This is a genomic window from Mycobacterium sp. RTGN6 (assembly GCF_033804605.1).
Taxonomy (GTDB): Bacteria; Actinomycetota; Actinomycetes; order Mycobacteriales; family Mycobacteriaceae; genus Mycobacterium.
In genome coordinates, this window is the sequence record NZ_JAPZKZ010000002.1 from 700,212 (window position 1) to 724,108 (window position 23,897).

The 23,897-nt window shown below is 64.5% G+C and carries 24 protein-coding genes and 2 pseudogenes; 11 read left to right on the top strand and 15 right to left on the bottom strand.

What is annotated here, in order from left to right; translation table 11 throughout:
- Together SLQ33_RS33580 and SLQ33_RS33585 are read left to right on the top strand one after the other, a co-directional pair.
- Positions 1–462 (top strand): alpha/beta fold hydrolase, encoded by a 462-nt coding sequence (locus SLQ33_RS33580; RefSeq protein WP_413467594.1) that lies wholly within the window; start codon positions 1–3, stop codon positions 460–462.
- On the top strand, positions 390–758 hold the full coding sequence (locus SLQ33_RS33585) for an alpha/beta fold hydrolase (RefSeq protein ID WP_413467610.1): 369 nt from the start codon (positions 390–392) through the stop codon (positions 756–758). The genes SLQ33_RS33580 and SLQ33_RS33585 overlap by 73 nt, the downstream gene beginning before the upstream one ends.
- A 684-nt stretch (positions 759–1,442) precedes the next feature.
- Here the strand turns inward: SLQ33_RS33585 and SLQ33_RS07455 are convergent.
- From SLQ33_RS07455 to SLQ33_RS07490, 8 genes are all read right to left on the bottom strand, one after another.
- Positions 1,443–3,101: a thiolase C-terminal domain-containing protein gene (locus SLQ33_RS07455; protein ID WP_319453155.1), complete on the bottom strand. Its 1,659-nt coding sequence runs from the start codon at positions 3,099–3,101 to the stop codon at positions 1,443–1,445.
- A gap of 21 nt (positions 3,102–3,122) precedes the next feature.
- On the bottom strand, positions 3,123–4,298 hold the full coding sequence (locus tag SLQ33_RS07460; protein WP_319453156.1) for a thiolase family protein: 1,176 nt from the start codon (positions 4,296–4,298) through the stop codon (positions 3,123–3,125).
- A gap of 270 nt (positions 4,299–4,568) precedes the next feature.
- Entirely contained in the window at positions 4,569–5,108 is a 540-nt protein-coding gene (locus tag SLQ33_RS07465; protein WP_319453157.1) for an ATP-binding protein, read from the bottom strand.
- Positions 5,109–6,228: 1,120 nt separating this feature from the next.
- Positions 6,229–6,717, bottom strand: coding sequence for a TIGR04338 family metallohydrolase (locus SLQ33_RS07470; RefSeq protein WP_319453158.1), 489 nt, complete (start codon positions 6,715–6,717; stop codon positions 6,229–6,231).
- Entirely contained in the window at positions 6,714–7,220 is a 507-nt protein-coding gene (locus SLQ33_RS07475) for a hypothetical protein (protein WP_319453159.1), read from the bottom strand. The genes SLQ33_RS07470 and SLQ33_RS07475 overlap by 4 nt, the downstream gene beginning before the upstream one ends.
- The gene (locus SLQ33_RS07480; RefSeq protein WP_319453160.1) at positions 7,217–9,379 is read right to left on the bottom strand and encodes a hypothetical protein; all 2,163 of its coding nucleotides are present in this window, start codon (positions 9,377–9,379) and stop codon (positions 7,217–7,219) included. Before SLQ33_RS07480 ends, SLQ33_RS07475 begins: the two co-directional genes overlap by 4 nt.
- Complete coding sequence (locus tag SLQ33_RS07485; protein ID WP_319453161.1) at positions 9,376–11,052, bottom strand: hypothetical protein; 1,677 nt, start codon at positions 11,050–11,052, stop codon at positions 9,376–9,378. Before SLQ33_RS07485 ends, SLQ33_RS07480 begins: the two co-directional genes overlap by 4 nt.
- Positions 11,053–11,116: 64 nt before the next feature.
- The gene (locus SLQ33_RS07490; RefSeq protein WP_319453162.1) at positions 11,117–12,355 is read right to left on the bottom strand and encodes a hypothetical protein; all 1,239 of its coding nucleotides are present in this window, start codon (positions 12,353–12,355) and stop codon (positions 11,117–11,119) included.
- A 382-nt stretch (positions 12,356–12,737) separates the two neighbouring features.
- Here SLQ33_RS07490 and SLQ33_RS07495 point away from each other — a divergent pair.
- From SLQ33_RS07495 to SLQ33_RS07505, 3 genes and pseudogenes are all read left to right on the top strand, one after another.
- Positions 12,738–12,890 (top strand): annotated as a pseudogene (locus SLQ33_RS07495) (TIGR04338 family metallohydrolase); the annotation flags it as partial.
- A gap of 72 nt (positions 12,891–12,962) precedes the next feature.
- Complete coding sequence (locus SLQ33_RS07500; protein WP_319453163.1) at positions 12,963–14,156, top strand: hypothetical protein; 1,194 nt, start codon at positions 12,963–12,965, stop codon at positions 14,154–14,156.
- A 28-nt stretch (positions 14,157–14,184) separates the two neighbouring features.
- Positions 14,185–14,856, top strand: coding sequence for an O-methyltransferase (locus SLQ33_RS07505; protein ID WP_319453164.1), 672 nt, complete (start codon positions 14,185–14,187; stop codon positions 14,854–14,856).
- Position 14,857: 1 nt separating this feature from the next.
- Here SLQ33_RS07505 and SLQ33_RS07510 read toward each other — a convergent pair whose 3' ends face one another.
- From SLQ33_RS07510 to SLQ33_RS07520, 3 genes are read right to left on the bottom strand one after another with little or no spacing between them, the layout of a single operon-like run.
- Positions 14,858–15,586 carry a 2OG-Fe(II) oxygenase gene (locus tag SLQ33_RS07510; RefSeq protein ID WP_319453165.1) on the bottom strand — a complete coding sequence of 243 codons (729 nt, stop codon included), beginning with the start codon at positions 15,584–15,586 and terminating at the stop codon, positions 14,858–14,860.
- Positions 15,583–16,131: a methylated-DNA--[protein]-cysteine S-methyltransferase gene (locus SLQ33_RS07515; RefSeq protein ID WP_413467607.1), complete on the bottom strand. Its 549-nt coding sequence runs from the start codon at positions 16,129–16,131 to the stop codon at positions 15,583–15,585. Before SLQ33_RS07515 ends, SLQ33_RS07510 begins: the two co-directional genes overlap by 4 nt.
- 56 nt (positions 16,132–16,187) lie before the next feature.
- Positions 16,188–16,664, bottom strand: a complete 477-nt coding sequence (locus SLQ33_RS07520) for a sigma-70 family RNA polymerase sigma factor (protein ID WP_319453167.1) — start codon at positions 16,662–16,664, stop codon at positions 16,188–16,190.
- 127 nt (positions 16,665–16,791) lie between these two features.
- On the opposite strand from SLQ33_RS07520, the gene SLQ33_RS07525 reads away from it, so the two are divergent.
- Positions 16,792–17,499, top strand: a complete 708-nt coding sequence (locus tag SLQ33_RS07525; protein WP_319453168.1) for a dienelactone hydrolase family protein — start codon at positions 16,792–16,794, stop codon at positions 17,497–17,499.
- Here the strand turns inward: SLQ33_RS07525 and SLQ33_RS07530 are convergent.
- Positions 17,496–17,729, bottom strand: a pseudogene (locus SLQ33_RS07530) (IclR family transcriptional regulator); the annotation flags it as partial. The gene SLQ33_RS07525 and the pseudogene SLQ33_RS07530 overlap by 4 nt on opposite strands.
- Before the next feature lie 175 nt (positions 17,730–17,904).
- Between SLQ33_RS07530 and SLQ33_RS07535 the strand changes: the two are divergent.
- Complete coding sequence (locus SLQ33_RS07535) at positions 17,905–18,345, top strand: SPW repeat protein (protein WP_319453169.1); 441 nt, start codon at positions 17,905–17,907, stop codon at positions 18,343–18,345.
- An 84-nt stretch (positions 18,346–18,429) separates the two neighbouring features.
- On the opposite strand, the gene SLQ33_RS07540 is transcribed toward SLQ33_RS07535, so the two are convergent.
- Positions 18,430–19,041, bottom strand: a complete 612-nt coding sequence (locus SLQ33_RS07540) for a LysE family translocator (RefSeq protein ID WP_319453170.1) — start codon at positions 19,039–19,041, stop codon at positions 18,430–18,432.
- A complete protein-coding gene (gene ilvD / locus SLQ33_RS07545) occupies positions 19,038–20,741 on the bottom strand; it encodes a dihydroxy-acid dehydratase (protein ID WP_319453171.1) in 1,704 nt (567 codons plus the stop codon). Before ilvD ends, SLQ33_RS07540 begins: the two co-directional genes overlap by 4 nt.
- Positions 20,742–20,820: 79 nt before the next feature.
- Between ilvD and SLQ33_RS07550 the strand changes: the two genes are divergently transcribed.
- From SLQ33_RS07550 to SLQ33_RS07560, 3 genes are read left to right on the top strand one after another with little or no spacing between them, the layout of a single operon-like run.
- Positions 20,821–21,423, top strand: coding sequence for a DUF305 domain-containing protein (locus SLQ33_RS07550; RefSeq protein WP_319453172.1), 603 nt, complete (start codon positions 20,821–20,823; stop codon positions 21,421–21,423).
- Positions 21,423–21,734 carry a metal-sensitive transcriptional regulator gene (locus SLQ33_RS07555; protein WP_413467595.1) on the top strand — a complete coding sequence of 104 codons (312 nt, stop codon included), beginning with the start codon at positions 21,423–21,425 and terminating at the stop codon, positions 21,732–21,734. Before SLQ33_RS07550 ends, SLQ33_RS07555 begins: the two co-directional genes overlap by 1 nt.
- A 14-nt stretch (positions 21,735–21,748) precedes the next feature.
- Positions 21,749–22,225 carry a GNAT family protein gene (locus SLQ33_RS07560; protein ID WP_319453174.1) on the top strand — a complete coding sequence of 159 codons (477 nt, stop codon included), beginning with the start codon at positions 21,749–21,751 and terminating at the stop codon, positions 22,223–22,225.
- 3 nt (positions 22,226–22,228) lie between these two features.
- Here SLQ33_RS07560 and SLQ33_RS07565 read toward each other — a convergent pair whose 3' ends face one another.
- Positions 22,229–22,618: a PPOX class F420-dependent oxidoreductase gene (locus SLQ33_RS07565; RefSeq protein WP_319453175.1), complete on the bottom strand. Its 390-nt coding sequence runs from the start codon at positions 22,616–22,618 to the stop codon at positions 22,229–22,231.
- Between the two features lie 237 nt (positions 22,619–22,855).
- Between SLQ33_RS07565 and SLQ33_RS07570 the strand changes: the two genes are divergently transcribed.
- Positions 22,856–23,875, top strand: coding sequence for a L,D-transpeptidase (locus SLQ33_RS07570; protein ID WP_319453176.1), 1,020 nt, complete (start codon positions 22,856–22,858; stop codon positions 23,873–23,875).
- Positions 23,876–23,897 lie beyond the last annotated feature (22 nt).

Here is a 23,897-nt window from a genome sequence, read left to right on the forward strand (position 1 = left end):
GTGCTCGTTCACGGAGGGGCCGCGCACTCCGGATGGTGGGATCACATTGCGCCTTTCTTTGCCCAAACTCATAGAGTTATCGCGCCTGATCTGAGCGGACACGGCGATAGCGGCACCCGCACGACGTATCACCTGCACACGTGGGCGCGCGAAGTACTCGCGGCTTCGACAGCCGCTGGGCCATCGGGTCGACCAACCATTGTTGGCCACAGTATGGGTGGTTGGATCACCTCAACAGCGGCTGAAAACTACGGCGAGCAGATCGACAGCATCGTCGTAATCGATTCACCGCTGCGGATCACGCGCCAGAACAAGCGCGACTGCGCAACCGCACACAGCGCGCGACCGGATACCGGTCGAAGGATGAGATTCTTGCCCGATTTACGCCGGTGCCGACACAGGAGACGGCGCTTACCTACGTCGAGCACCATATCGCGGCCGAGTCGGTCCGAAGAACGCTAAAGGGCTGGTTCTGGAAGTTCGACCCTGCGATCTTCGGCTTACCACTGCTCGACCAAACACCTGCCGAGCAGGAGACGATGGAACGCACACTGGCCGAATTGCCCTGCCGAGTCGGATATATTCGCTGCGAAGCTGGCCTCGTGCCGCCCGCAATGGGCGAGCGCATCCGTTCCATCTTGCAACTCAGGGGGCCCTTCGTGGAGCTGGCCGAGGCTGGCCACCATCCCATGCTCGATCAACCACTACCGCTCGTCGCCACTCTAAGAACGCTGCTGGAGATGTGGTCGATCAGCTGACCAATCTGGCCTGTCGGCGAGCATCCCCAATCTCAAACACTCTGTCCGACTTCGATAGCCTATAGCTCATCCTTCGATGACAAGAGAGACTCTCCACGATCGGTGGTACCAGATGCACCGTGCTGCCGGGTCCTCAGTTCCCGCCGACGCTCGAGCTACCTCGTAGTGATGCCGATGTCCAACGGTAGGCCAGCGGTCGCGTGGCTTCCAGCGGTCATCGCAACACGGGGACCGTCTTCGACGTTGGCAACCGTGTGAAGATGTCGGCGGCTGGTGTTCGGTCCACCAGGATGGCTCGTGGTCGGCGGTTCAGCTCGAGTTCGACCCTTGCCAGATCCACCCTGGTGTGTCGCGACAGATCGGTGCCCTTGGGAAGTATTGCCGCAGTGACCCATTGATGCTTCTACTCCAACCGGCGGGTTGATATCGGGTGATCTGATCCTGCCTGGATGCCCCGTCGGCGGCCATCGTCCGACGTACAACGTCGACGAGGTGGCTTTGCAGGATGCGTCGTGCGCCGCGGATGCCTTTGGCGGGGCCGGCGAGTAATTCTTGCGCGGCGGGATGATGCTTACAGTTGTTGTTGTTTGTTGTCCTGCTTGCGTGTCAGCAAATGCGCGGCGCTTCGGCGACCCGTCCGGGCATCGGTACAACACCGATCATCACCGTCTGGGGAGGCATTGCTCACGACTCGGTCCGCAGCAGCATCGCCCCGCTCGGCGTCAGCCCACCGCTGCTGACCACGGCGATCCGGGCACCGGCGACCTGACGTCCGCCCGCCTCACCTCGCAACTGGGCGACGGCCTCGTGAATCAGGCCCATGCCGTGGGTCCGGCCGTGCGAGAGCTGACCGCCGTGGGTGTTGAGCGGCATCACGCCGTCGCGGGCGATGTTCTTGCCGCCGGCGAGGAAGTCCTTTGCCTCGCCGATGCCGCAGAAGCCGAGTGCCTCGAGCCACGACAGGCAGTTGAAGCTGAACCCGTCGTAGAGCTCGGCGACGTCGACGTCGCTGGGCCGCAACGATGTTCGGGTCCATAGGTGGGCTGCCTGGCCGAGCACCTGCGGTTCGTGCGTCAACGTGGTCTGGTCCCAGTCGAGGCGTTCGATGATCTGGGTGCCGACCGCTTCGAAGAACACCGGCGGCTTGGCCAGGTCGCGTGCTGCGTCCACGGCCGACACGATCACGGCCACCGCGCCATCGCAGGGCACGTCGCAGTCGTAGAGCCCGAACGGCGTGGTGATCATCCGCGCGTTGAGGTAGTCGTCCATGGTCATCGGATCGCGGTAGATGGCGGTCGGATTCAGTGCTGCGTTGGCGCGTTGGTTCAATGCGATCCAGCCCAGCGTCTCCCGTGTGGTGCCGTAACGGTCGAAGTGCCGTTGCGCATTGAGTGCCAGAGTGTGCGCAGCCGACGTCGCGCCGAACGGAATCTGCCAGCTCGTGGTGCGGGTACCACCTGGGGGGGCGAGCTTGCCGTCCTTCATCAGCTGGGCGAACGTCGACTCCCATAGCGTGCGGAAGCACAGCACGTGCCTAGCCATCCCGGTGGCGACGGCCATCATCGCCGCGATCACCGAACCGCCGGGACCGAAGGTGTCCATCCCACCGTTGATCCATGTCGGCTTCAGCCCGAGTGCGCCCTCGAGTGCGCTCACGCCGCCCTCGCCCATGCCTGCAACGTCGATGCCCGGATAGGTGGACAGCCCGTCGATGTCGTCAAGCGTCAGACCGGCATCGGCGACCGCGGCCTCGCAGGCCTCGATGGTCAGCGACAGCGGCGGAACCATCAGCCGGCGGCCGAGGCGGGACGCGCCGATGCCGGTGATCGCCGAGTGATCCTCGAACTTCTGCGTGGTGAGCATCGGCCGCACGTGCTTGCCGAAGTCCTCGGGCGCGATCTCGTCGTCGGGGAGTGCGGCGGCCTGCGCCGGGTCGGTCGCGGGCTTGAACAACGGCAACCAGACATCCGCGATGTGGTCGAAGACGACCTCGACCGGTTGGCCGAGCTCGAGCTCGTCCGGATCGCAGTCGACGATGTTGGTGGTCAAACGAACCCGCGGGTCCTCGGCGATGGCGACCTGGGCGATCACGTAGGGCGGCGGCAGGTCGGGGAAGCCGAACCGGTGATTGACGGTGAATGCCGAGAGCGCACCCTTACCGGAAACGATGCGCACGCCGATGTCGTGGCTGCGGCAGTACCGGCAGATGGGTGCGGGGGGATGGATCAGCGCCCGACAGCTCCGGCATTCCTGCAGTCGCAGTTGGCCGTCGGCCCCCGAGGTCCAGAAGTACTCGTTCTCGAGAGTGATCTGAGGCAGAGGGCGCCCCGGCACGTCGGACAAATCAGCTCCCTAGTTTGGCGGTCAGACCTCGATCACGACGGCGCCGCCCTGGCCGCCACCCGCGCACATCGCGGCGACGGCAATGCCGCCACCTCGACGCCGAAGTTCGTAGATCAGTGTGGTGACCATGCGCGCACCGGAGGCCGCAATCGGGTGTCCGAGACTGCATCCGCTGCCAGAGAAGTTCACCTTCTCCTCGTCGATCCCGTGCTCGCGGCACGCCGCGATGGGTACTGACGCGAACGCCTCGTTGATCTCCCACAGTGCAACGTCGGACGCCGACAGGCCGGCGCGGTCGAGCACCTTGCCGATCGCCTTGACTGCACCAAGACCGGTGTCTCGCGGCGCCACCCCGGCGGACGCCCAGGCCTTGACGGTGGCCAGGACGCCGAGGCCGTTCGCTTGCGCGTAGTCGCGGTCCACCAGGGCCACCGCCGCGGCGGCGTCATTGGTCCCGCTGCTGTTGCCGGCAGTGATGGAGAAGCCCTCGATCTCGGGGTGCAGCACCTTGAGCCCGGCCAGCTTCTCGACCGTGGTGTCGCGGCGGGGGTGCTCGTCGACGCTGAAGTCGATCACCGAGCCGTCCGGCAACGTGACCTTCAGCGGGACGATCTCGTCCACGAACTTGCCCGCGTCGATCGCCGCGACGGCACGCTGATGAGAGCGCGCCGCCCAGGCGTCCATCTCCTCGCGGCTGATGCCGACGGCCTGGGCGGTGTTCCATCCCACCGTGATCGACATGTCCTTGATCGGCGCATCCGGCGTCTCCACATGGGTCGGCGTCATCCACGCTTGCTCGAACTTCAGCTCCGGGCCGGGAATCCGCCGGTTGGTCACGGGCGTCATCGACAGCGACTGCACCCCACCGGCGATCAGGACGCGTTCCATCCCCGACCCGATCTGGGCGGACGCGTTGCCAATCGCGGTGAGACTGCCAGCACAGTGCCGGTTCACCGACTGACCCGGCACGTGCTCCAAACCAGTGGCCGTCGCCGCGTAGCGGGCCAGATCGCCTCCGCCATAATGTGACTCGGCAAATATGATGTCGTCGATGTCAACGGACGAGACGCCGGCGCGAAGGATCACTTCCGGAAGCACGGTGGTGATCAGCGTCTCTGGAGGGGTGTTGACGAGCGTGCCCTTGAACGACCGGCCGATCGCGGTCCGGGCAGCACCGACGATGACGGGTGTTGGCATGTCTCAACCTCGGTTCTCGGCAGTATCAGCATTACAAAATTAGCAGACTCTGTATCGCCGAGGAAGGCAGTTACTGAGGGGCCGATCCCATTCGTGCGCAGGACGATGACGTGTACGTCGTCCTCGCGGCGAGCCGCCACCGCGGCGTCGGTGGTGATGCGTCTCGCGCCGCGATGCAGAACGCGGCATCATCTCGCAGCACCCGGCCCAGTCGTCGCGAGATCAGCGCGTGGACACCGCCCAGCGTTAGCGGTGTCATGCGTAACCGAGTCACCGCATCCGGGCGGCCCAGCTGAAGCGCCGGCACGCCGAGTGACTCCGGTTCGCCGACGCGCGCGATGAGCAGCACCCCGATCGCACCGACAGACGCCGGGCTGCAAACCGCACCACGGCCGCGCTGGACGTGTCGAGCCACTGCACGTCGTCGATCGCGATCAGCACGGGGGTGTCGGCGGCGAGGTGTTGGATCACGCCTTGAAACGCTGCTGCTGTGGCCCGCTCGTTGGTGGCCGGTATGTTGCTGTCACGCAACAGTATGCGGTTCAGGGCTCCACGTTGGACCGGGGGTAGCTGGTCGATGATCTCAGGATCGACTTCGGCCAGCAGGTCGGCCACAGCCGCGAACACCAGGCTCAGGGCGCTTGGATCGCCGTGAGCGGTGAGGACTCGGAAGCCCTGCGCTGCGGCCTGTTCGCAGGTGTGTAGCCACAGAGTGGTCTTCCCGATGCCTGCTTCACCTTCGATGAACAGCCCGGTCGTTGTCGATGTGGCACTGGCAAGGAACTGCGCGATTGCCCGTGACTCAGGCACACGTGAGACCGGATCCGGTCGTGTGTTCGTCATCTCGTGGCCTGTCCGTCACTTTTCGCCCGGCGGGCGGACCTGCATCGCCATGCTTGCACCTACGGGCGAGAAGAGTTCACCTGATCACGCAAAAGAGCTGAACAGCCTTGGTCGGACGGACCAGTAGTCAACTCCGCGTCACGTGACTAAACGAAAGCCTGGGGTCTAGGTGGGCATGCAATGCGTGGCGTGCGGTTGATCGGCGCCACTAAAGCAGTGGACATGAAAGTGAGAATTCGCGGTGTGTGTGGACATCGCGTGAGAACGCCGCCCTCGCCGCAGCTCACGGGAACGGGATTGGACATAAAGCTTGAGAAGCCACAAGCAGCGAACGTCCTGCGCAAGAACGCAGGTGCGGTCGGACGGATGCTGGCAGAACACGGAATTGTCGGCTGATGATGATGATCGGCGCATGCGGCGGCATACCGCTTCACCTAGTTCGGTACAGAGAACGACCAACCGTTCGGGTGCGTGACTCGGGCGGCTCCGCGGGCGGACGCAACGACGTACACATTCGCGGCACCGACGGTGAGCGCACTCTCGGCTTAGTAGGTGGAATCACTGTGGAGGCCGGATCCGTCATCGACGTCTACGGGGCGGGCGTGGCGGGTTCGGATCGCCGTACGACCGAGACCCAACGGCCGTCCTCGACGACGTTCTCGACGGCCTCGTGTCAGTTGGCGCCGCACGCGAACTCTACGGGGTGGTGATCAGTGGCGACACTGTCAACGATGCGAAGACCTCGCTCTTGAGGGACGACAAATGAGGTTGCGCCTCGTCAAGACATCACGCATGTTCCGATCGACGCCATGGAGCATGCGCAACAGCGCGGCGCCGTTTCGACGACACACTCAGCGACCTATGACAGTTCGGTGTTCGATGCTTGGACGATCGTGTCAACAGCGCGGAGGGCTGAACGGCGCACCGACTACGAAAATGACCGGAGTCAGGCAAGATACGCTCGGTCAATGGACATCGAGGTGCGTCACTTGACCCCTCCTTGTGGAAGGAGGAGCCGGAATAGGCGATCCGACACGCCTCACGGCTGCCAGCTCGAAGTTGCCCTTAGAGAAGGGATTCCGGGGCGCTATCCGCCGCGAACTCCCGAAGAGTGGTAACCAGCGCGGAGAAGGAGTGCCGCAGCTTCCCCCAACACGATGGTGACCAAGAAGAGCATCGCGTCGCGGAACTCCGTTCCATGCCATCGGGTCCCGCTCGGCGTAGCAGGAAGTCCCTCGCTCACCGACACGTGGTGAGCCAACTCGTGCAACACGGTGCTCTCACGACCAAAGACTCTGTCCCCCATGGGAATCGCCACGATTGCGGTTGAAGGCTCGTAGTGCGCGCTATGTTGCCCACGGCGTTCTCTCACGCGGACCGGACCGGCGTTGGGGTACTTGTCGCGGACGGAGTCCATTGCTAGCACCGTGTCGACGTACCTCTGTATCGAAGGTATGTCGGCGAATCGCTTCTGTATTGGAACGTATATGTGCGAACCGTGGAAGTTAACAATTCCGCCCCTGTCGAGTACTGCGGACCATTGGTGTTCGGCTCCGTAGACCGCTGATGCGCTCACTTCCGGCGCCTGCCGCCGATGGGGGAGACGTTCGGGCCCGGCGCCGGCTCGAGGGTCTCGAGAGCAACATCGGCGATGACGGCGTCCAGGCGTGCGCTGGCTGTGGTGTAGAGCATCTGTAGGGCGGCAACCGTTCGTGCGAGGTCGCGGGCTGCACCCTCCCAATGAGTGGCACGCGTCTGAAGGTCGCGGTTCCGTGCCTTAAGCTCGTCGAGCTGCTTCTCGAGGGCTATCACGTTCGGGGGGCGAAGGTCTCGGGCCTCCTGCTGCCGTTCCGCGACGCAATCGAGGAACAAGTCCTTGAGATCAATATGCCTGTGCGTGAGAGCCGACCGGGTCACGCTCGCTTCCCTGCGAAGCGTGTCAATCACAAGGCGGTCTTCGGGGGCTACAACGCGGGGTTTCCCGGTGATGAGGAGCCGGCGCATAGCGGCGACGATCTTCTTCCGCTCGGCATCGTTTTCGGCCGCGACCAGGGGGATCGTGTCGCGATGGAGGGTCATCTCCGGCGACCGGCCTTCCTATTGTGTGCCAGTGGAATCCCCGAGTCGGCGATCTGTTCCTTGTATGCGTTGATGAGGTGGTCAGCCCGAATGACCTCTTCGGTGGTGGCGCCTTGCTTCGATGCTTCCAGTTCCTGCTGGCGTTGCTGTAGCCCTCGGACGGAATCCATGGTGAGTGCCTTGTTTGGGCAGGCGATCTTGCAGCCGGCAACGTCGGGCTCCTCGCCCTCCTTGGTGCAGGCCGACCACGGTAGGTGGAAGATGCAGTAGGCATGCGTGCCGCCGGCCAACGGGACCTCGTAGACGGATTGTCCGATCGACTTCGTAATCCGCCTCCACTCGTTGCTGAGTACCGGGGTCATCAGGTTGGCGGGATCGACCAACTCCAACTCCGCTGCAGCCAGGTTCGCCACGTCGACGGCGCGATCTGCTGCGGGTCCACCGATAACTCCTTGGCGCGATTCGACAACCAAGTGTGCAATGGCTTGTCCGGTGCGATCTGACCTACGGTGTCCCAGCTTTGATTGTGTGGCGAGTCCGCCGTAGCCCTCTGTGACCCGGGTGTCGTAGGGGTCGCGGAGGCGGTGTCCTGCTTGATGTGCGCCGGCAAGTACGCCGCCGATCTCTTGCTGGGTGAGGACCTCGGAGGTGCGGCGAAGCACCCTGAGAGTCATGAAGTCTTCGGCATCGTCAGGGAAGAAGTACTCATCGGGAAGCGCTAGTTCTTTTGCGAGGCAGCGCATTCGCGTTACGAACTTCCGCAGGTTGCCGACTGCCCATCCTGTGGTAGGTGATCGAGCGGCACGGTCTGTGGTGGATGTCCGGGCTGGCACGAAGAGCCGTCCGTGCCGTCCGTGCCGTCCGTTGAGCCGTTCAAGGACGCTGACGGCAGTCGCGCCAAGCTCTGTGATAGCCCATGTGCGTACGACTCCGTCTGCTCGTTGAGTTCCGTCCACGCCGTCCTGGCCCTTGAATGTCCTCCCGTGCAACAGATGTCGAACCTGACCGTCGGGGGCTTCGATGCGTTCAGTAACGGGCTTGCCTATCCCGTCATCTTGTCGTGTTTCCAGCTGGAGGTCGAGCAACTCATCCGATCTCATTGATGAGTTCAGGCCAAGCAGAAACATGCATGCGCTTTGTAGATCGATCTGGTGCGCGGTCACACGATAGAAGTCAAGGCCTTCGGGCTGCCAGCATTTGCCATGGACTTTCCCGATTACCGGAGTGGGAACAGGGCATGAAGACTCCTTGCTGACCGTTATCTCCGGGTGGCGGATCAGAAGCTTGGGTAGACCACTGCGTTGAAAGCGTATGGACCAATTCAGCATGAATGTCATGTAGGTCACGGCGATTCCGCCACCGATGTCGGTGCGGGGCAGAAGGTCGTGGTGCTTCGTCCACGCAACTACGAGGTCCTTGGCCTGTTGTCTACTCATAGGGGTGTCCTGCACCGTGGCAGGCACGTACGCATTGATCGCATCCTGTGCCGACAGGATGTCGTCGGCGAACTGCTCGACGAACGCCACACACCACAGAAGCATCGGTGTAAGAACGTTGTCCGGCATGGGTGGCGTTGCGTTGTCGGAGGGGCCGTTGCGGGTCACGAATACTTTGTCATCGACCCATGACGGGGCGGTAAGTCTCTCGCTTGCAGAGAGGTTTGCCGTGAGGTCGTGGAGAAGTCGAATACTCCCGTAATGCATGGTTGCGGAGCGTGGATCAAGCTTTCCTTCAAGGCTGCCGACATACGCGTCCATGGTTTGGCTGACAATCCCGCCCAGTGAACGGACCTCTGGCGTCTCCTCTGCGACGTAGGTGAGAATCGCTCGGATGTGAAATACGAATTGCGAGATGGCGCCGGCCGTGACCCAACTTTTGGTATTCGTGCCGCCCCGTCGAACTGCTTGCTCGGGCTTTCCGTCATTGATGAGGAACCACACGGCCTTCTTGAGAGGGTGCCTGAACTTGCGAGGGATCGAGTCGAAGTTGCAGACGAGAGCCTGGCGCTGCCGCGGTGGTGCCATTGCCGCCAGGTTCCATACGTTCTCGTTGAAGGTGGGGATTGGTGCTTCCTCGCGGAGGATGCGCTTGGCATTCGCGATAACAGGAGCGCCATCGTTCCAGGATGCAGGTGAGCCGACAGCCAAAGGTTGCGTCATGACTCGCCCCCGTTCCCGATGACCGTTGTCCAGACTTGTGACCTCAACTCAGGACTGGCTTTCGCGCGTGCCGCAGCGATGGTCTCCGGGTCTACGTCGGCCAGAATCGCCCTGAGTTGCTGCCATGGAATGAGGTACTGCCTGCGCCAGCGCTCTCGGTCGTCATCGTCTCGGCGCTTAATGTCCAGCAGATCAAACAACGCGATGAGTGGGGGAAGATTGCTCATGACTATGTAGGCGTTCTTGCAGCCCAAGCAAGAGAGCCACGATTTTGAGCAGTAGGTGCCTGTCTCAGGGTTGTGAAGGATGTCCTGACATCGCGTGCCCTTGGCGGTGGGTGTGGTGTCGAGACCCTCTCCTGCAGCTTCTTCTTCGGTCAAGAGTCGCACCGCGAGGCCTCGCACCGCATCGAGGGCTTTCTGCTGCGCGGCGCGGTGAATGTCCTCCAGTTCTTGAATCCTCTCGGGGTCCTTGAGGATGTAGGCATCAATCCACGTGAGATACCGATTGTCCACAGGGCGCTGCGCCACACGCGTTAGGTAAGTCCGGTGAAGTCGTCTCAGGTCTAGGTGCAGCCCGGTCGGCATCCAGTCGAGCGACTTGGGAACGTGAGAGACACTATTCACAAGCACGCCGTTCTGCCTCAGGAACAAGATTAGGCTTTCGCGGGATGACTCCTTCGCCGACTGGTGTGCGCTCGGGTAATTGTCCAGCAGCGCTTCCGGATTGATATGAGCAGATCGCCGCGCTGCGGCCGTGCAGTCCATGACCAGTTGCAGGAGCTTACCCAGGGGAGACGCGGCGCCGACATTTTCCGCCATCAACGACTTGCCGCCGCTGCGGCGCCGCTTGTCTCGCTCGGAGGTGAAGATCGTGAGGCTCTCTGAGCCGGCTGACGCAGCGGTGCTCGGCGTCCGTCGCCGTGATGTAGTCGATGAGTTCTCTCCCGTCGCAGCAACGATTGCGCCATAAGCCGCTAGCCCTTCGTTCGTCGTGAGGAAGAGCAATGACCGTGCCTCCTCCATCCGAACGTTTGCGTACCGATCGACGAGACCGAGCGCGTGACCGTTGTCTCTGTTCAAACGCTTGTGGGGTGCGCGAAGTAGCGCATGGAGTGCCTCCCAACGGGGGTGTTGTTCTGCAGGAACCAATTCCTTCCGCCTTTGTGCCAGCGCCCAATTGGGCTCGATCCGGCGCCATGCAATGCGTAAGGCCCGAGTTGCGTTGGATCGAATCTGCTGAAGCTCGCGAGCGGTGTAGTGATCGGCCAGGGTTGTCTCCGGGGTCTCCAGGTACCGCTGGGAGAGCGCCTGCCCGACGTCGTAGGACAGCCCGCCGTGTCGCACAAGTAAGGTGCGCACCGCGAGCAGTCGAGAATTCCGGGTCTTCGTGGCCTTGTCCCGGTAAGTGTCACGAATCCATGCGACGAACTCGAACCAATCATCGGCAGTCAGGGAGTCGAGGCTGTCAATTCCGCGCTCGGATGCCCACCTGAGGAACACACGACTGCGCGACGAACTGGCGCGTGCACTTTCAATCGAACGCCATGAGCCGGCGGGCCCGTTGAGGTTAGCTATGCAGGCAACCCATTGCTTGCGAATCTCCTTGGAGCCAGCCTCGGCCACGAAGTCCAGCGCCATGTGTTTGGTGCCGTTCTCGTCCCAGATCGTCACACTTAGGCCATCCGCGCTCACTCGGTCCTTGCGTTGTCCGTCAGGTAACGACGCGAAGCGCCCACTAGTCACGGAGGCCTGCCCGATGGTCCAAGCCTGGTAGGACGCTCTCATGACGGGCGTGCAGCGCCTCGTAGACGGACTTGAACGTTGCTTCGCGAAAGATGTTGATACCACGCAGTTCCTTCACTGCGAGCAGGTACGCATCCATCGTCGTTTGTAGGTCGCGATGCCCGAGTTGCCATTGGACAGCCGTGTAGGCGTCCTCGTACCTGCTTGGGCTGTAGGCGGCAGGCGGTGATCCCAGTTCCTCATCAATGACCTTGTGCCATGCGATGAGCCAGTTCAAGGCGAACGAGTATCGCAATGTCTTCGCCGTCGGGTACGGAACACTGCCGACGAAACCTGCTGTCTTGCAGGAACTGTCCCATCTCTGGGTTGCGCGTTGAACTACCTTGGTCATATTGCGCTGATCGGCGGGCAGTCCGCTCTCGGTGAGCCACAGCATGGCTGGTTCCCAGCCATCCTCTGTCTCCGCTAACAGCCACCGCCGGGCAGGTCCGGACAGTTGGTCGTGATTCACCCAGGTTTTGCGACCATCGATCTGGATCTCGAGTTGCCCGCGCCTGACTCGATGGTCCGTGATCCTGTGCCACCTGACGTCGCTGTAGCCGTGCCGTTTCCCCAGCGCTACTGCTCTACGTCGGTCCTGCTGGACGTATCGTCGCAGTAGCCCGTGGACCAACCAAGGCATGACAATCGTGCGCGAGCGTCCCGGCTTCGTGATGGAACTTGGTAAGGGCATCTCGGCGAATGCACTGGTGCCGTTCTGGGGTAACTCTAAGGTCAGCAGGAGGCTCGTTTCGCCTTCGCGTGTGCCGCAGAAGTAAAGCGTCTCAACGAATGTTGCGTTGCGTTGCGTGTTGCGGCCTCGGAAAGATGCGTCTTCCCCCGCGCCGATGAGCTTGTTGTCATGGCTGGTTGATACCGCGTATCCCCTGAACGCCACATTGGACCAGAGGCGAAAGGTCTCAGGCTCGATCCAATCGACACGGCGAATCCGAGCGTTCTTACTCCTCCATCCGCCTACCTTGGCTCGGGTCGTGTTTGAATCCTTGAATTTGAGACTCGGTCCGAACTCTTCAATGGGATTCTCGACCGTGTATCGCTTCCTCACCGCCCACTGAAAGAAGAGGGAGAGCGCCGCAACTTCCTTGTTCCATGTCGCCCCACTGATGGACCTCTCATTGCGGACGGGATCGGTGCGCCACTCCTTCCACTCGCCGAGGTCGTTTGCGTCCATCTCATGTAGTGCCTTTGGGAGGGAACGGTTTGCGAGCCAGCGGATGATTGGGGGGTACACGGTCGCGTAGGTGGTACGTGTGCCTTGCTTGAGACGTGACCAACGAGAGGTCCGTAGGAACTCGGTGAAGACGCGTTCTGTCCGGTATCTCTCGGGGTCGGCGCGTAATCGCGCTAGGTCGATGACTACCGGGGTGCCAGGCCTTATGCCCGCTTGTGCTTCTAGATCTTCGAGCGAGTCGAACCACGCCAACTCGGGGAGGAAGTGCGGCGGAGCTGACGATCCACCCCCGGAAAGCACGGTCAGCCAACTGACGCACACAGCGCCCCCCTCATCGGAGATAAACTGCTCGAACATAACACCTCGTATGTCCACAGAAACCCTGCTGCACGAGCTCGCTCACCACGTGGCGCAGGCCGCCCCGCCCCACGGCCCGGAGTTCGTCGCGACGTTTTGCGAACTGGCGTCCGCGGTGATGGGCGCCGAAGTCGGCTACGTGCTGCGGGTGGTGTACGCCAAGGAAGGCGTGCGTTGAGCTCGCGTTGACGTCGCCGTCAACGCGCGAAAGCCTTTCCGTGACCATCGATGTCGGAGCACACTCGACCAAATGACGTCGATGAGGACCGGCTCCGCCGTGGTCATAGCGTTGCTGACGCTGACGAGTGCGTGTGACTCCGACCGGAACGAGCCGTCGGCGACCTCCAGCGCGACGGCAGCACCCAGCACTACCGCCGTGGCGGCGCCGCCGGTGGTGCGGCCCTACTGCCAGACCCCGCCGCCCGCCGCCTGGCAGGACGCGATCGACGCCAGCGAGGTGAACACGGGCGGTGTGTCAACGGTCCCAGGCGACGTCGGGCCTGCGGGGGAGGTCGCCGCCGTCCGCGACAACGGCGATACGCGCGATCTGCTGCTGATCAACGTCGACGGGTCGATCGACGAGATCTATCCGGTCCCGGAGCCCAACCGCAACAACATCGGCTTCGTCGCGATGGACAAGCGCTGGATGGTCGTCGGGGTGGACCGCATCCCGCGCACCTCCAACGGCGTGCTGCCGACGTTGATCCGCGTCGACGTGCTCGACCGTCAGGGCGGGCCGGCGCGGACCGTGGTGCAGCGGTCCGACGAGGATTACGCCTCGGGTGGCCCGACGATCGACTCGGTGGCCCTGTTCGGCGACAAGGTCTACTGGATCACCCACGACGCCTACGCCAGTAGCAACGGCACGCTGACGTCCTTCGACCCGGCCACCGGCGCGGTGGTCGACCTCGAAAAGGGCAACATGGGTGCATTGCGTTCCAGCGCAGTCGGATTGACCTTCGTCGCCGATGGAGGACGGAGCTACTCGAACGACCAGATGTGGGAGCGCAGCGAGGTCAAGGTACCCGCCTCGCTACCGACCCCGGTCACGGACGCGCTCGGTGACGGCCCCGATCGGCTGAGCCTCGCCACCGATGGCACGGCGTATGCGTGGCTCACCGGACTTGGGCAGGGCACCACCGGCGTCGCGTGGTGGTCGCCGGAGTCCGGTCTGGTCCGCGTCACGGGTGACGTGGTCGGAAAGTCGGACTGGCTGCCACCGGTGCACGTGGTCGGACCGTACGTGATCATCGATCGGGGTCGCCAGGACACCGACACCCGGGCCACTGTCGTCGACACCCGCTCGGGCGCGGTCACCTACCTGAACGACAGGGTCACCGATGCGGACGGTGGCACCATTGCGTTCGACCTCGGACCGGGCAAGCTCATGAGGGTGCCCGGAGTGCTCCGCAGTGAGAAGCTGGAACCGCAGACGTGTCCCTGACGTACGTTGCGCCACTAACGTGGGGGACGTGAGCGAGCCCGAACCCCAGGCCTTGGACGCGATGTTCGGTCGGTTGTTGCACACCGAGGACGCGGCGCTATCCGCGGCGCGAGAAGCCGCCGACGCGGCGGGCATGCCGAAGATCGAGGTGTCCGCGCAGCACGCGAAGCTGCTGTCGCTGTTGGCGGGGATCGCCAGAGCCAGTCGCGTGCTCGAGATCGGTACGCTCGCCGGCTACAGCACCATCGCGCTGGCACGTGGGGTCGGTCCCGGCGGGCAGGTCGTCACGCTGGAGTACGAGCAGGCCCATGCCGACGTGGCGCGGGTGAATCTCGACCGCGCAGGCGTCGGCGAGCGCGTCGAGATCATCGTCGGTGCTGCGCTCGACACGCTGCCCCGACTGGCCAACCGCGGCGACCGGTTCGACTTCTTCTTCATCGACGCCGACAAGGAGAACAACCCGGCCTACGTCGAGTGGGCGGTGACGCTCGCCGAGCCGAGCGCCGTCATCGTCGTCGACAACATCGCCCGCATGGGCCGGGTGCTCGACCCTGCCTCCGACGATCATCAGGCTCGCGGGGTGCGCGACATGTTCGTGATGATGGGGGAGCACCCGCGGCTGGACACCGCAGCCATCCAGACCGTCGGCACCAAGGGCTGGGACGGTTTCGCGGTCGCGGTGGTTGGCCCCGAGTCCTAGCTCATTGCGCATCGTGGAGCACGAGTCCGAGGGTGTGTCTGCGCCCCGACCGGACTCGGCTCACCCCGTGCCGCACCGGCGATCGTGACCAACCTCGCTTCGTGGGAGTCGGCCTGTCGCGAGTGGTGAAGATCAGGCCATGCCCCTGTTCGAGCACCGTCACCGCCCCCTTCGACTGTGCTCGGGCGCGCTGTTCGACGAGTAGGAACTCGCCGCCGGTGTGGTCGACGCCTGGTCGGTCCAGCCCTACCACGACCTGCAGCGGAAAGACGAGGTCGCCGTAGAGGTCGCGGTGCAGCGCGTTCCAGTCGCCAGCGGTGTAGCGCAACAGAATTGGGGTTGGCTTGCGCTGCCCGGCCGCGTGGCAGGCGTCGATCCAGTCTTCGAACTCGTCAGGCCAGGGTGCCGGGTCGCCGAGCCGCTCGGCCCAGTCGCGCGCGATCGGCAGCAGCTGACGATAGAACGCGGAGCGCATCGTCGTGATCGACTGGGGCACGGGGTTGGCGAAGTAGCGGTAGGTGCCTTGCCCGAACCGGTACCGGGCCATGTCGATGGTCGAGCGGAACCGCCCCTCGTCATCCCACATCGCGGTGAACTCCGCACATTCTGCCGGCGTCAGGATCGGGCCGGTCTGCGCGCAGCCGAACGCGTCGAGTTCATCGGTCAGCGTGGACCAGTCCAGATCGAGAATACGCTCTGCCACAACTGTTTTCGAGATGGTCGAGGTCATGCTGCCTCCAACGTCAGTAGCGTCTGCTTGGCGTCGACGCCGCCGACGTACTGGCCGATCGAACCGTCGGTGCGGACCACCCGATGGCACGGAATGACAACCGGCAGCGGATTGCGGGCGCAGGCGCTGCCGACGGCACGCACGGCACGAGGGTGGCCGATCGCGGCCGCGACTGTGGCGTAGCTCTCTCGGCGTCCGTAGCCGATTTCCCGAAGGTGTTCGATCACCTCGCGGCGGAAACCCTCCGCGAGCCGCAGGTCCAGTGGCAGGTCGAAGTGGGTGCGGGTCCCGGCGAAGTACTCGTCGACTTCACGTGCGGCGCCATCCAGCCGGGTGGGTGCGCGCAGGATTCTCGGACTCACCTTGTCGGCGAGCGCAGTGAGCACGGCATCGTGGTCCTCGCTGGCGTATGCCACGCGCAGCAAGCCGACCGGCGTCGCCGCGAGCAGCAGTGATCCGAGTGCCGTGTCCAGCGTCCGGTACGCGATGTCCAGCAGGTCCGCCTGTTCGGCGGCTCGTTCGAGGCGACCATGCAGTCGGGCCATGGCGTTGGGGTCGTCCTTGCGCAATACGTCGAGGACGTCTCGGGGCTCGGTGAGGTTCATGATGGCTTGTCCTTCCGGTAGTTCTTTCTCAAGGTCTTGATGCCGTCCGCGGCGGCTCGTCGTGCGGCAGTCGGGGAATTACCAAGAAGCTCAGCGACTTCGGCGTACGGCAATCCGGCGAGATGGTGGTAGGCGACGGCCTTGCGCTGCTTTTCGGGGAGCGATTCAAGGGCCGCCCAAAGGTCGGGGTCGTTAGCCGCCGGGTTCCCGGCTTGCGGGAGTTCCTCGGGCAAGTGCTCGGCAGGCGTGGGGGCCCGCGAGATTCTGCGTCCAACGTCGATCGCGCGGCGATGAGCGATGGTCACCAGCCAGGCCTCGACGTTGGCCGTCGAATCCAGGTCCGGATAAGCGCGCAGCGCGGAAAGGAATGTCTCCGACCACGCGTCGTCGGCATCGACCGGCCCGAGCACGGCGCGGCAGACACGCAGCACCATCGGACCGTATTCGGCCACCACGTCCTCGAACGGTTGCACACTCACATCCTGTAGACGCCGCCGAGCGGTCGGATGTGAGATCGCTCGATCGCAGTCATCCACAGCCACCGACCCTCGCCGTGCGCGATATGTTCGTGATGACGGTCGCGAAATAGGAGACGCACACTTGCCCGACATCACCTATCCCGCTCCTGCCGGGCCGCTGCCCGCCTACCAGGCGGTTCCCGACGGTGCCGGGCCATGGCCGGGCGTCGTGGTCGTCCATGACGCGTTCGGCATGACCCGCGACATCAGAGGCATCGCCGACCGCTTCGCCAGCGCGGGCTATCTGGCGATCGTGCCTGCCTTGTACGGGCGCGGCTTCAAACCCAAGTGTGTCGTCGCCACCATGCGATCGCTGACGAACGGCAGCGGGCCTGCCGTCGACGATCTCATCGCCGCCCGCGATCACTTGGCCGCCGATCCGCGAAGCACTGGAAAGGTCGGAATCGTCGGGTTCTGTCTGGGCGGGGGTTTCTGCCTGTTACTGGCTCCGCGGGGTGTGTTCGACGCGGCCGCACCGAATTACGGCGTCTGGCCCGACGAAGACGATCCTTCCGCGCTGACCAGGTCGTGTCCGATGGTCGCCAGCTACGGCGCCAAGGACCGCACGCTGCCCGATGCAGCGGCCAAGCTCGAGGGCCTGCTGACCGAGGGACGCGTTCCGCACGACGTCAAGGAGTATCCGGATGTCGGGCACTCCTTCATGAACGACTGGGGCGGGCCGACACCGCTGCAAGTCGTCGTACGCAGGGCCGGGTTCGCCTATTCGCAGCCGGAATCAGAAGACGCCTGGCGCCGTATCCTCGCGTTCTTCGGCGAGCACCTGGTCTAGCGCCAGACCGCTGACGTCGACGCTTCTCGTAGCGCGGCGACGATGCGGTCGCGTCCGGTGTTGAACCGATCGGTCGGCGCGGGTACCGAGATGGCCACCACCTGACCGCCCGCGATGCGGCCGGCGATCCCGTTGGCGGTGTCGTGCAACGGGAATCGCACACCGACGGCCGAGACGGCGCGGAGCCGGTGCGATGACTCGATCTGGTCGACGAACCACATCTCCTGGCCGCAGGAGATGAACCACCTGGCCGGCTTCCTGCCCGCGCTCTACGAATCCGTCGGCGCGAGCTGATTGTGGCCGGAACATGATTGCTGGCCGGTGTGACCCGGCGTACTTTGGACAGTGATGAATGGGGTTGCAGCAAGCCTCAAAAAGCTTGCTGCATAACGGAAAGGAAACAAAATGACAACGGCCCATACATCAATCGATCAGCATCCTGACATATTGGCTCTGCGCGCGAGCTACGACCGCGCCGCCGAGTCGATGACCGCGCAAGGCACCTTCGGTCTGACGTTGCTGACGGCGGTATACGTTGCCCTGGCACCGTATATCCTCGGCTTCGACGCCTACACGCGGCTGCCCTTCAACGATCTGATCGTAGGAATCACCGTCGCCGTTCTGGCAATGTGTTTCGGTTCGGCACTGGACCGTACCCACGGCATGACGTGGACGCTGCCCGTCTTCGGTTTATGGCTCATCGCCTCGCCGTGGATATTCGTCGCGTCGCCTACCGCGGGAATGGTCTGGTCACATGTGATCTGCGGTGTGCTGATCACGGTGCTTGGCCTAAACGCCGTGTACTTCGGAATGCGCGTCCGCGATTCCGAAGCCCGCCACGGCTAGTCCCGTAACTCACTAGCCAGGTGCGAGTGGCCGGCCGGAACGCATTCCCGGCCGGACAGGCCCGATTGTGCCCAACGCTCGGCGCTACCGCGCCGTCGCCGCCATCCGGGCCGCAAGCGCCACGTACGTCGCGGCAAAGGTGCGGCGCATCCATGTCACCACACGCGGTCGACGGATGACGTGATTGCGCACGCCGGCCGCGAACGCTCCGTACAGCGCAAAGACGAGGAACGTCATCGCCATGAAAACCGAACTGAGGTAAAGCATCTGACCGACCGGAGGTCTCCCGGGGTCGATGAACTGCGGCAGGAACGCGAAGAAGAATATCGTCAGCTTCGGGTTCAGCACGTTGACCGCGACCGCCGTCCAAGTGATGCGCCACGGCCCTGGTCGTTCGGAATCGGTTGCGCCGGCGACCAGTTCGGACTTGTCGCGCCAGGTCATCCACGCCAGATACAGCAGGTAGGCCACGCCCGCCCACTTGATGGTCTGGAACGCGATCGCGCTGCTGTGCATGATCGCCGCCAGGCCCGTGACCGCCGCCAGCATGGCGGGCACGATGCCCAGCGTGCACCCTGCGGAGGCGAGCACACTCGCCTTCGTCCCGTGCGCCAGACCCGTGGCCACGGTGTAGAGCGCGCCGGAGCCCGGCGTCGCGACCACCACCAGCGAGGTGAGCAGGAAGGCGAGCGTCACGAGCAGACGGCGCCGGTGGCCGCGGAGTGCACCAACTTGGTGTACTTGGCCAGCACGCCGGTGGTGTAGACCGGCGGCAGTGGCTCGAAACCCGCCTTGCGCGACTCGAATTCGTCGGGGTCGACCAGCACGTCGAGCGTGCCCTTGCCGACGTCGAGCCGGATCCGGTCGCCGTCGCGCAGGAACGCGATGGGCCCGCCGTCGACGGCCTCGGGGGCAACGTGGCCGACGCACAGGCCCGTCGTGCCGCCGGAGAACCGGCCGTCGGTCATCAGCAGCACGTCCTTGCCGAGTCCCGCACCCTTGATGGCGCCGGTGATGGCCAGCATCTCGCGCATGCCGGGACCACCCTTGGGGCCTTCGTAGCGGATGACGACGACGTCGCCGTGGGTGATGGTGCCGTCCTCCAGCGCATCGAGTGCGGCCCGTTCGCGCTCGAAAACCCTTGCGGTGCCCTCGAACACGTCGGAGTCGAAGCCGGCCGACTTGACCACCGCGCCCTCCGGCGCGAGCGACCCGTGCAGGATCGTGATGCCGCCGGTCGGGTGGATCGGGTTGGACAGCGCCCGCAGCACCTTGCCGTCCGGATCGGGCGGGGCGATGTGCGCGAGGTTCTCGGCCATGGTCTTGCCCGTCACCGTGAGGCAATCGCCGTGCAGCAGACCGGCATCCAGCAGCGCCTTCATGATGACGGGCACGCCACCGATGCGGTCGACGTCGAACATGACGTGCTTGCCGAACGGCTTGACGTCGGCCAGGTGCGGCACCTTGCGCCCGATCCGGGTGAAGTCGTCCAGCGTCAGCTTCACGTTGGCCTCCCAGGCGATCGCCAGAAGGTGCAGCACCGCGTTGGTGGATCCGCCGAACGCCATCACCACCGCGATGGCGTTCTCGAACGCCTCCTTGGTCATGATGTCGCGGGCGGTGATCCCGCGGCGCAACAGCTCGACGACGGCGACGCCGGACCGGCGGGCGAATCCGTCGCGACGCCTGTCGGTGGCCGGTGGGGCAGCGCTGCCGGGCAGAGACATGCCGATGGCCTCGGCGGCGCTGGCCATCGTGTTGGCGGTGTACATGCCGCCGCAGGCACCCTCGCCCGGGCAGATGGCGCGCTCGATGATGTCGACGTCCGCGCGGGACATCAGGCCGCGCGCGCAGGCGCCGACGGCCTCGAACGCGTCGATGATCGTCACGTCCATCTCGGTGCCGTCGGTCAGCGTGGCCTTGCCGGGCAGGATCGACCCGGCGTAGAGGAACACGCTGGCGAGGTCGAGCCGGGCAGCGGCCATCAGCATGCCGGGCAGCGACTTGTCACAGCCGGCCAGCAGCACCGAGCCGTCGAGGCGCTCGGCCATCATCACGGTCTCGACGCTGTCGGCGATGACCTCGCGAGACACCAGGGAGAAGTGCATGCCCTCGTGCCCCATCGAGATGCCGTCGGACACCGAGATGGTGCCGAACTCCATCGGGAACCCGCCGGCCTCGAACACGCCCTCTTTGCTTGACTTGGCAAGCCGGTCCAGGGACAGGTTGCATGGTGTGATCTCGTTCCATGACGAACCGACGCCAATCTGCGGCTTCGCGAAGTCGGCGTCCTCCATCCCTACGGCCCGGAGCATCCCGCGGGCGGCAGCCTTCTCGAGGCCATCGGTGACGTCGCGACTACGCGGTTTGATGTCGGGGGTGGAGTCTGAGGGCATGGGCTAAGTATGCCTTTGGCCTGCTGGCCGACCAAACGGATTTCGATACCCCGGTGGGGTATCCGGTACGGTGGACGTCATGAAGTCACTACTCGCCGTCCTGGCCGCGCTGGCCACCGTCCTGTTCCTGTCCGCCTGTAGCAGCGCAGCCCCCGACCAGCACGGCACGAACAGCGCATCGGCGGACACCTCGACAGTGGTCACCAAGCCCGCCGACTTCAACGATGCCGACGTGGCCTTTGCGACCGACATGATTCCCCACCATCAGCAGGCCGTGGAGATGTCGGCGATGGTGCCCTCGCGCTCCACCAACCCCGAACTGGTCAAGTTGGCCGCCGACATCTCGGCGGCGCAGGGGCCGGAGATCGAGACCATGAAGGTCTTCCTGGTGCAGTGGACGGGCGGAGAGGCACCGGCCGGCCACGACGGCCACGACACGGGCGGCATGCAGATGCCGGGCATGACGGACGACGGCACCATGACGAAGTTGGAGTCGCTGAAGGGCGCCGAGTTCGACACACTGTGGTTGCAGTCGATGATCGGCCACCACGAAGGAGCCATCGCGATGGCCAAGACCGAACTCGCCGACGGCACGAACGTCGACGCGAAGGGACTCGCGCAGGGGATCGTGACGGGCCAGGAGGCAGAGATCACCCAGATGAAGCAGATGTTGGGAGGCTAATGGTGACCGAAGAACCGGAAGGCGCTGCGCCGCACGGATATTCATCCAACAAGGACAACTATGCGAAACGCCTGCGCCGTATCGAGGGTCAGGTGCGCGGCGTCGCGAAGATGATCGAGGACGACAAGTACTGCATCGACGTGCTCACCCAGATCAGCGCGGTCAACAGTGCGTTGCAGTCGGTGGCGCTCGGCCTGCTCGACGAGCACCTGGGGCACTGCGTCTCCCACGCCGTCGCCGAGGGCGGCGAGGAAGCCGAAAAGAAGCTCGCGGAGGCGTCGGCCGCCATCGCCCGGTTGGTGCGCTCCTGAGCGAGATCCGGCTCGTGGCAGCGACGCTCGAGCTGCTCGAGGCGTACCAACGGGATCCGGGCGAGTTCGGCGAACTGGTCGGCAGTCCGGTGCCGCAGGGGTGGCCGGAGTTCCCCGAGGGCATCGAGTTCACCATCGACAAGCTGCGCGAGCGGCCCGATCAGGCCGCCTGGTGGCTGCACCTGTTCCTCGATGCTGACGACCGCCTCGTCGGCTCGGGCGGTTTCGTGGGCCCGCCCGAGGACGGCGTCGTCGAGCTCGGCTACGAGATCGCGCCGGAGTTCCGTCGCAACGGGTACGCCACCGCTGCCGCGCGGGCCATGGTCGAGAAGGCCACCGCGACGGGATCGGTGCACACGGTCATCGCGCACACCCTGGCCGACGTGAACCCGTCGACCCGGGTGCTGCGACGCGTCGGATTCGACTTCGTCGGCGACGTGCCCGACGAGGAGCAGGGCACCGTGTGGCGCTGGGAGCTCAGCGTCGACTGACGCTCACTGCTTGGCGTAGCCCGTCGGGCGTACGACGATCACGACCCGGTCCGGATGGTCCGGCGGCGGCTGGGTGAACGGACCGCTGTAGCGGTCGTTGAGGTGCATGTAGAAGTCGCCTTCGGGATCGGGCACCAGCTCGACGACGTCGCCGCGCACCTCGAGGTACTTGTAGGGGTTATCCGGGTCGACGATCGACATTGCCACCTGTGGGTGTGCTGTGACGTTGCGGTACTTCTGACGCTTGTTCGTGTGGGTGAACCGCAGGAGTTCGCCGTCCCAGTCGAACCACATCGGGTTGACCTGAGCGGTGCCGTCCGGGCGGGTAGTGGCCAGGTGCCCGTAGAGCGGGCGTTCCAGCAGATCTTCGTAGCCTTCGGGTATCGCAACCATCGCATTCCCTTCTGAAGCGAATTCGTACCCGCGGTGCAACGCAGTGACGCGGAATTCCGTTACCAACCGCTGACGGAGAGTGGGTTGCAGGTAACAATCCGTCGCGACCGAGCGAACAACACCGCAGTTCAGCACGGTGCCGATCGAGTGATCGGGTGGTCGGGGCGAGCTTGGCTGGCAAAGGGCGGTCGTCGCGTTGTGCCACACTGGAACGAGTTGTGAAAATGGAGGTGACGCATGCCGCAGCGCATTTTGCGGAGAATGGCCACCGCGATCGTCGCGGCCGGACTGGTCGGTGGAATGGCCATCGGTGGGCCGACTGCCTGGGCCGATCCCGAGGTAAATCCCGACCCTGGCGCCATCGACGCACCCCCCGCGGAGCAGCCCGCTCCGCCACCGGAGCTGGCCCCGCCGCCGCCACCCGTCGACCCGCTGGCTCTGCCGCCCGTCGACCCGCTGGCGCCGCTGCCGCCCGCGGATCCGTTCGCCGCCCAACCCACGGTCATCCCCGAAGGCACGCCGGCTGGACAGAACCCGACGCCCTACACCGGCCAGCCGGTGTTCGCGCCGCCGACCTTCAACCCGAGCAACGGGTCGATGGTCGGGGTGGCCAAGCCGATCTACATCAACTTTGCCCGGCCGATTGCCAACCGTCAGCTGGCCCAGGACGCCGTGCACATCTCGTCGGTGCCACCGGTCCCCGGCAAGTTCTACTGGGCGAGCGATACCCAGCTGAGGTGGCGCCCGATCGACTTCTGGCCGGCGAACACCAACGTGCTCATCGACGCCGGGGGCACGAAGTCGACCTTCCGCACCGGTGAATCCCTAGTGGCCACCATCGACGACAAGACGCACCAGATGACGATCGTCCGCAACGGCACGGTCGAGAAGACCTTCCCGGTGTCGATGGGAAAGCCAAGCCACGCCACCCCCAACGGCACGTACTACGTGCTGGAGAAGTTCGCCGACATCGTGATGGATTCCGCGACGTACGGCGTGCCGAGCACGGCGGCGGAGGGCTACAAGATCAAGGTTCAGGACGCGGTCCGCATCGACAACAGCGGCAACTTCGTGCACAGCGCGCCGTGGTCGGTCGGCGACCAGGGCAAGCGAAACGTCAGCCACGGCTGCATCAATCTCGCTCCTGCCAACGCGCAGTGGTTCTACGACAACTTCGGCAGCGGCGACCCCATCGTCGTGAAGAATTCCGTCGGCACCTACAACCAGCCCGACGGCGCCCAGGACTGGCAGGTCTGACGACGCCATAGCGCTAGCCCGA

Coding starts and splice junctions, on each gene's coding strand:
- SLQ33_RS07460 (WP_319453156.1), bottom strand. CDS start 4,298: ATGCCAACACCCGTCATCGTCGGTGCTGCCCGGACCGCGATCGGCCGG.
- SLQ33_RS07475 (WP_319453159.1), bottom strand. CDS start 7,220: ATGACCCTCCATCGCGACACGATCCCCCTGGTCGCGGCCGAAAACGAT.
- SLQ33_RS07480 (WP_319453160.1), bottom strand. CDS start 9,379: ATGACGCAACCTTTGGCTGTCGGCTCACCTGCATCCTGGAACGATGGC.
- SLQ33_RS07490 (WP_319453162.1), bottom strand. CDS start 12,355: ATGGACGCAAACGACCTCGGCGAGTGGAAGGAGTGGCGCACCGATCCC.
- SLQ33_RS07500 (WP_319453163.1), top strand. CDS start 12,963: ATGACGTCGATGAGGACCGGCTCCGCCGTGGTCATAGCGTTGCTGACG.
- SLQ33_RS07510 (WP_319453165.1), bottom strand. CDS start 15,586: ATGACCTCGACCATCTCGAAAACAGTTGTGGCAGAGCGTATTCTCGAT.
- SLQ33_RS07515 (WP_413467607.1), bottom strand. CDS start 16,131: ATGGCCCGACTGCATGGTCGCCTCGAACGAGCCGCCGAACAGGCGGAC.
- SLQ33_RS07535 (WP_319453169.1), top strand. CDS start 17,905: ATGACAACGGCCCATACATCAATCGATCAGCATCCTGACATATTGGCT.
- ilvD (WP_319453171.1), bottom strand. CDS start 20,741: ATGCCCTCAGACTCCACCCCCGACATCAAACCGCGTAGTCGCGACGTC.
- SLQ33_RS07550 (WP_319453172.1), top strand. CDS start 20,821: ATGAAGTCACTACTCGCCGTCCTGGCCGCGCTGGCCACCGTCCTGTTC.
- SLQ33_RS07555 (WP_413467595.1), top strand. CDS start 21,423: ATGGTGACCGAAGAACCGGAAGGCGCTGCGCCGCACGGATATTCATCC.
- SLQ33_RS07565 (WP_319453175.1), bottom strand. CDS start 22,618: ATGGTTGCGATACCCGAAGGCTACGAAGATCTGCTGGAACGCCCGCTC.
- SLQ33_RS07570 (WP_319453176.1), top strand. CDS start 22,856: ATGCCGCAGCGCATTTTGCGGAGAATGGCCACCGCGATCGTCGCGGCC.